General features: G+C 59.7%; 9 protein-coding genes and 1 pseudogene. 1 reads left to right on the top strand and 9 read right to left on the bottom strand.

The annotated features are described in order from the left end of the window. Window positions 1–85 precede the first annotated feature (85 nt). The gene (locus Q0C48_RS05410) at window positions 86–361 is read left to right on the top strand and encodes a spore coat protein U domain-containing protein (protein ID WP_366937012.1); all 276 of its coding nucleotides are present in this window, start codon (window positions 86–88) and stop codon (window positions 359–361) included. 22 nt (window positions 362–383) lie between these two features. Here the strand turns inward: Q0C48_RS05410 and Q0C48_RS05405 are convergent. From Q0C48_RS05405 to Q0C48_RS05365, 9 genes and pseudogenes are all read right to left on the bottom strand, one after another. Beyond that, window positions 384–494: pseudogene (locus Q0C48_RS05405) on the bottom strand (cell division topological specificity factor MinE); the annotation flags it as partial. Window positions 495–559: 65 nt separating this feature from the next. Next, window positions 560–994, bottom strand: coding sequence for a DUF2442 domain-containing protein (locus tag Q0C48_RS05400; protein ID WP_291522238.1), 435 nt, complete (start codon window positions 992–994; stop codon window positions 560–562). Beyond that, entirely contained in the window at window positions 969–1,229 is a 261-nt protein-coding gene (locus tag Q0C48_RS05395) for a DUF4160 domain-containing protein (RefSeq protein WP_291522236.1), read from the bottom strand. Before Q0C48_RS05395 ends, Q0C48_RS05400 begins: the two co-directional genes overlap by 26 nt. Window positions 1,230–1,427: 198 nt before the next feature. Continuing rightward, a complete protein-coding gene (gene minE, locus Q0C48_RS05390) occupies window positions 1,428–1,679 on the bottom strand; it encodes a cell division topological specificity factor MinE (protein WP_287766375.1) in 252 nt (83 codons plus the stop codon). 1 nt (window position 1,680) lies between these two features. Further along, window positions 1,681–2,490 (bottom strand): septum site-determining protein MinD, encoded by an 810-nt coding sequence (minD, locus tag Q0C48_RS05385; protein ID WP_291522233.1) that lies wholly within the window; start codon window positions 2,488–2,490, stop codon window positions 1,681–1,683. Window positions 2,491–2,508: 18 nt separating this feature from the next. After that, window positions 2,509–3,240, bottom strand: a complete 732-nt coding sequence (gene minC / locus Q0C48_RS05380; RefSeq protein ID WP_291522231.1) for a septum site-determining protein MinC — start codon at window positions 3,238–3,240, stop codon at window positions 2,509–2,511. A gap of 29 nt (window positions 3,241–3,269) precedes the next feature. Continuing rightward, window positions 3,270–3,596 (bottom strand): ferredoxin FdxA, encoded by a 327-nt coding sequence (gene fdxA / locus Q0C48_RS05375; RefSeq protein ID WP_291522229.1) that lies wholly within the window; start codon window positions 3,594–3,596, stop codon window positions 3,270–3,272. Then, entirely contained in the window at window positions 3,593–6,172 is a 2,580-nt protein-coding gene (topA, locus tag Q0C48_RS05370) for a type I DNA topoisomerase (RefSeq protein WP_291522227.1), read from the bottom strand. Before topA ends, fdxA begins: the two co-directional genes overlap by 4 nt. Window positions 6,173–6,175: 3 nt before the next feature. Beyond that, window positions 6,176–6,613, bottom strand: a complete 438-nt coding sequence (locus Q0C48_RS05365; RefSeq protein WP_291522226.1) for a DUF494 domain-containing protein — start codon at window positions 6,611–6,613, stop codon at window positions 6,176–6,178. Window positions 6,614–6,721: the final 108 nt, after the last annotated feature.

Below are 6,721 nucleotides of genomic sequence, written 5' to 3'. Positions count from 1 at the left end.
CGCCCGGCAGAGTCAGAATCGCTTGCTGGAAAGGATCTCCAGTCAGTGGCTGGATTACGTCATGAGCGGGGGAACATGACAAAAGATTCATAAAAAATTCTTCGCCTGCCTCGGCATACTGTCAACGCTGGCGCTTGGCCTGTTATCTGGCCAGGCCTCGGCGCGACAGCTCTATACTAATGCCACGTACAGCCAGGTGTGGGGCGATGGTACGGGCGGCACTTCCACCGTCTCGGGCACATGTTCCGGCAGCATGGGGTCCTGCTCCAGCAGCAAAACCGTCTACGGCCGGATTCCCGCCCTCCAGGCGCCAAGCCCCGGCGCCTACATCGACACCATTGCGGTAACGGTCACGTACTGACTGATGATCCTAAACCCGGCGGTTATCCCTGCCGTTCCATACTCACCTTGATATTTTCCTTGTCCACGGGAATGTATTTGGCGATCACCGCCAGGAGTTCCCCCTGCAATGCCGGCAGAAAGTCGGGGCGGTCTATAGTGGACCCCCTCATCGTGGCATTGGACCAAGGCTGAGGGGAAGGAGAGGTTCATCCCGTTATTACGGTACGGCCTTCTTTTCCGTTGATGGCGGACGTCCGCCAAGCCGTCCGTTTTTTCTGGCTGCCTCTGCCTTGGCGGGACTTTTTGATATACCCCCTTTCCGTCCAAGGCTGCGCATCCATGCGGATGTGCCGAGAACTCCCCGCGCCAATGCAGGGACGTACAGATCAGCGTCCAGTCGCGGGAAGCGTAACCCCAAGCCATGCCCTTCAATGACGATCTCTGCCATGTCTGCGGGGGTGGCATGCTCCATGCCTTGAATCAATGCCGGTGGGATGTGCAGGCCAACGCCGTTATTCAGCTCGACCACGACCTTTCCCGCAGGTTGGTCATAGTAGGCGGACTCCGCCAGCGGGCCAGTGGCAAGCGTCTCCTGTCCACGCTGATTTGCGGCGTCCCAGTCGCGCTCAAGAATTTTGTCTATCTGGTCCATGGTGTCTCTCCCACTCTCCACAGAACAACGCCAATCGGGATATGCTTTCTTCCAAAATGTGACGCATCTCCGTTCTGGAAAAGCCGATATTCTCCCGTAGCTCAGGTGGCCCGTCCGGGCAATGCAATATCAATACTGCCCTACAATCCCCTTGTACCACATGCACATGAGCGGGACGATGATCGTTGAGGTAGATCACTACCCGCGTTGTGTCTATACGATCAATGGTGGGCATAATGCTATTATCCTATTCGTGCTTGGGTTTATATACAAGGCATCACCCCTATAATTTTCACCAAGGACGCTTTTTGTTCTCATCGTGCCCTATTGGTTCTGGCTTATCGTCAGCAAGTCATCGCATTGACTTACGGGGTTACCACATCGGTTTCGGGCCACCGACCTCTTGCTTATAGGTTTTGAGTGGCTGCCGTGCTCAGTGCTGATCAGGGAACAGGATGTTCAATTCCAGCACTTCAAAATCTCCCCGCCGCTCCATGCTCACCTTGATGTTTTCCTTGTCCACCGGGATGTATTTGGCGATCACCGCCAGGAGTTCTTCCTGCAATGCCGGCAGGAAGTCGGGACCGTCGGCATCCCGCTCGTGGGCGAGGATCAGTTTCAGGCGATCCTTTGCTACATGGGCAGTTTTCTTGCGGGAGCCGAGGAAGTAATCGAGAAAGGACATATCAGCCTCCAAAGAGTCGCTTGAAGAACCCCACCTTGACCGGCTGAATAAAACGCAGGGGACGCTCTTCACCGAGGAAGCGGGCGACGACGTCCTTATAGGCCTCAGCCACGTCGCTGTTTTCCATGTGAATGGCGGGTATGCCCTGATTGGAGGCCTGGAGGATCACTTCGGATTCGGGAATCACGCCCAGCAGGGGAGTGCGTAGCAGTTCCTTCACGTCTTCCAGGGAAAGCATTTCCCCATCTTCCACCCGCTTGGGGGAGTAACGGGTCAGCAGCAGATGCTCCTTCACCGGTTCCTCCCCCTGTTCCGCCCGCCGCGAGCGGGCCGCGAGAATGCCGAGAATGCGGTCGGAGTCGCGGACGGAGGAGACTTCCGGATTGGTGACCACAATGGCTTCGTCAGCATGGTAGAGCGCCATGAGCGCGCCCGACTCGATCCCCGCTGGTGAATCGCAAACGATGTAGTCGAATTCCTTGCGCAGTTCATCCATGACCGCCGTTACCCCGGCGGTGGTCAGGGCGTCTTTGTCGCGGGTTTGGGACGTGGGCAACACGTAGAGATTCTCACAGCGCTTATCCTTGATGAGCGCCTGCTGCAGTTTGGCCTCACCCTGGATGACATTGATGAGGTCGTACACGACCCGTCGCTCGCAGCCCATGATCAGGTCGAGGTTGCGCAGACCCACGTCGAAGTCGATGACGACGGTACGATAGCCGCGCAGGGCGAGGCCGCTGGCAAAGGCGGCACTGGTGGTGGTTTTGCCGACCCCACCCTTTCCGGAAGTGATGACAATGATTTTGGCCACGGTTCTTTTCTCCAGGACTTATAGGTTTAAGGCAGTAATATGCAATTGCTCGTCGCGACTGTAAATCTGTGCCGCTTTGCCCCAGAGGGGATAACCAGGTTCCAGCGTCCGGTAGAGACCCGCGACAGAAACCAGTTCTGCCTCCAGGCTCACGCAAAAAATTCGCGCGGTATCCTGCCCGTTGACGCCGGCAAGGGCGCGGCCACGCAAGGGGCCGTATACATGGATGTTGCCGTCGGCCATGATTTCGGCGCCGGCGTTGACGGCGGCAAGACAGACGAGATCGCCACCCCGGGCGTAGCTGCGTTGGCCACCGCGTATCGGGTGATCAATAATCAGGCCGCCCGGACTTGCGGGGACGGGTTGCGTTGGCGGAGGCGTCTCCGGCTGCGGGGCGGCGTTACGATCCTGGCCCCGTAAAATGGGAAGGTGCAGATCTTGCGCCAAAGCCTGGTGGCCGGGCGCGGCATTGCGTAAACCGACAGGGAACCAGTTGGCGGCGCGCAATACCTCCAGGATTGCGGACAAAGCCAAAGGCGCTTCTTCGGGTATGGCACTCAGATCCAGGACCACCGGCGCATGGCGATGGAAATCGGCAGCGGCGGGGTGGCGTTGATGTTCTTCGGCAATACGCTGCGCCAGTTGTTGGGGGTTATTGCTTTCCAAGTGGAGGATGGAGAGGGTGAAAACGCCTCCGGACACGCGTAGGGGGGCGCTGGATTCCGTGCCGGGGGAGCGGGGGTTAGCCATGTTTCACGTGAAACATCGAAGCGCGCGCTTCATGAGCGCTGCAGCAAAGGACGCTTGTCACCCTTGCCATTCCAGGTTTCGGCGTCGGGCAGTGCTGCCTTTTTACGGAGGATGACCGGCCAGTCTTTGCTGAGTTCGGCATTGAGGGCGGTGAAGTCGCGCTGACCGCTGGGAACGTCGTCATCGGCGAAAATGGCGTCCGCGGGACACTCGGGCACGCAGGCCGCGCAGTCGATACACTCGTCAGGATCAATGACGAGAAAATTCGGCCCTTCATGAAAGCATTCGACCGGGCAGACTTCCGCACAGTCGGTGTATTTACACTGGATGCAATTTTCGGTAACGACGTAGGTCATGAACTGGTGACGTCCTTTACAGAGCGCTTCCGCGGTGCAGGCGGTGCAGTCTCGCTGGCTGATGAGGCCGTGCTTTTGGACGACGCGGTTTTCTTTGTCGCCGTTATCTTGGCTTTGACTGGTTTTTTCGCCGTCGTTTTGGCTTTCGCGGGCTTTTTAGCGGTAGCCGTTGCCGCCTTCGCGGCCGGTTTCCTGGTGGTTTTCGCCGTAGTCTTACGGGCAGGGGCCCCCTTCTTGGCCGGCGGTGCGCGCTTTTCGCGGGGCGGCGGCGGGGTGTAGTCGGGCAGCATGGCGGCGATTTCCGCGTCGCTGGCGTTCACCGGGAAGTGGAAAGCACATTCGCTCTGCGGGCAGGCGAGTTGTTCACCGAGGCGCTTGCCGCTTTTCTCGATCATAATCGGCCAGGCGCAACGGGGACAGGGGCGCGCCACGGGGGGTCCCCACACCGCATAGTTGCATTTGGGATAGGTGTTGCAGGAGTAGAATATTTTGCCGTAGCGGCTGCGTTTTTCGACGAGCTCGCCCGCACCGCACTGGGGACAGGTCACCCCCGAGGATTTGGGCTGGGTTAGTGGCTCAATATGCTTGCATTCGGGATAGCCGCTGCAGGAGATGAAGCGGCCATAACGCCCGGTTTTGTACACCAGCGGCTTGCCACAGTCCGGGCAGTCGCGGCCTACGGGCTCGGCGGGTTCGCGAGGACCCTCCACCGGGCGGGTATAATTACATTCGGGATAGCCAGAGCAGGCCACAAAACGGCCGTGGCGACCGAGGCGCAGGAATAAGGGCTTGCCGCATTGTGGGCAGGTTTCGTCCAGTGCTTCACTGGTGGCTTCGGTGCGGCTGACGCTGGCTTTTTCGTCGAGGAGTGCGCGGAAGGGTCCCCAGAACGCGCTGAGCACCGGTTGCCATTGCTTTTCGCCGCGGGAAATGGCGTCCAGTTCGTCTTCCATGCTGGCGGTGAAGCCATAATCCACATAGCGTTCAAAGTGGTTGGTCAGGAAACGGCCGACCACCCGCCCGAGATCGGTGGGGCGGAAGCGGCGCTGCTCGACGGCGACATATTCGCGGTTCTGCAGGGTCTGAATAATGCTGGCATAGGTGGAGGGTCGACCGATGCCGTGGGCTTCCAGGGTTTTGACCAGGGTGGCATCGCTGTAACGAGGGGGCGGCTCGGTAAAGTGCTGTTCGGGATCAATGCCGAGTACCTGGGGTTCATCGCCGGTATGGAGGGGCGGCAGGATGCGATTACTCTCATCCTCGTCACCGTCATCCTTGCCTTCCTGATAGACGGCCATGAAGCCGGGAAAGGTGACGGTGGAGCCGTTGGCACGCAGGGTCCAATGGGTGCCGGCGTCCATATCGACGGCGACCAGGTCCATACGCGCGGGCGCCATTTGACAGGCAACACTACGCTTCCAGATAAGATCATAAAGGCGCCAGAGATCGCGTTCGAGCACGCCCTGCAAGGCCTCCGGGCTGCGGGCGATGTCCGTGGGGCGGATGGCTTCGTGCGCTTCCTGCGCGTTTTTGGTTTTCGTCTTGTAGCGGCGCGGAGTCTCGGGGACGAATTCACTGCCGTAGTGGCTGCCGATAAAGTCCCGGATGGAAGCGATGGCCTCTTCGGCGAGGTTGACGGCGTCGGTACGCATGTAGCTGATGAGGCCCACGGTCTCGTTGCCGATATTGATGCCTTCGTAAAGCTGCTGGGCGACGCGCATGGTCCGGCTGGCGTTGAAGCCGAGCTTGCGCGAGGCTTCCTGCTGCAAGGTGGACGTGGTGAAGGGCGCGGCAGGCTGGCGTTGCCGGCTCTTGCGCTCCACTTCCCGGACCCGTAGCGCCTGGCGGCTGAGATCATCTTCCATGCCGCTGCGGATGGCCTCGGCCTGATCACTATTGGTGACGTCGAACTGTTCGAGCTTTTTCGTCTGCCAGTGGGTCAGGCGGCCGGTGAATTCGCTGCCAGCCTGCTGCAGGCGACTGGCGATGGTCCAGTATTCGCGGCTGACGAAGGCCTCGATTTCATTTTCGCGTTCGCAGATCAGGCGCAGGGCGGCACTTTGTACCCGGCCCGCCGAGAGGCCCGGACGCACCTTGCGCCAGAGTAGCGGCGACAGATTGAAGCCCACCAGGTAATCGAGGGCGCGGCGCGCTTGCTGGGCATTGACCAGGTCCATGGCGATTTCGCGGGGATGGGCGATGGCTTCCTGCACGGCTTTTTTGGTAATTTCGTGAAAGACCACGCGTCGCGCGGGCTTGTTGTCCAGCAGGTGACGTTCGCGCAGCAGCTCCACCAGATGCCAGGAGATGGCCTCGCCTTCGCGATCCGGATCGGTAGCAAGCCAGAGCTTGTCGGCGCCGCGCAGTGCCTTGGCGATGGCGTCCACATGGCGCTCATTGCGCTCGATGGCGGCGTAGTGCATGGCGAAATCATGCTCCGTATCTACGGCACCCTCTTTGGGCTGCAGATCACGCACATGGCCATAGGACGCGAGCACCTGAAAATCATCCCCCAGATACTTCTGGATGGTCTTGGCTTTTGCCGGTGATTCTACAATAACGAGCTGGTGTGCCATAGGTCAGTGGAGAATCCGTGCGCCGTCGCTACCGAGCAAGGCATCGACCCAGAAGGCCTCGGGGCCGGGGTCGTTAGCCATCACCATGAAGGCCACCCAGTCGAGGGTTTCGAGATCCGTGTCGTCCAGTTCCAGGGCGAGCAGGCGATCGATAATGCGTTCACGCATGGCGCCGTTGATGACGCCAAGCCGCTCCCAGTCATGGAGCTGACCGCGGGCGGCCACGGAAAGATTTTGCTGTTCATAGGGATGGTAGGCGCGCAGTGAGCGGGGGCTGGTCTCGTCTTGCTCCTCTACCGCAAAGCCTTCCATCCAGTCGAGGGCGCGCTGAATATCGTCGTCAGGAAAACCGACGGCGCGCAAATGGTCTTCGACCATGTCGTCGTCTTCGTCGTCGAGATGGTCGAGCAGATAACTAATGATGTCTATGACGTCTTCCATGCTTTGGCCCTAGGAAGCAGGTGGGAGGCGACAGAAACGGCCGCCGGGACAGGCCGCGAGGTAACCTTGTAATTCCATGTCCAAGAGGATGGCCGAAAGCTCGGTCAG

It is taken from the genome of Acidithiobacillus sp. (assembly GCF_023255755.1).
Lineage (GTDB): Bacteria > Pseudomonadota > Gammaproteobacteria > Acidithiobacillales > Acidithiobacillaceae > Acidithiobacillus.
The sequence above is the reverse complement of the archived record's forward strand: the minus strand, read 5'-3'. Positions and strand labels throughout refer to the sequence as shown.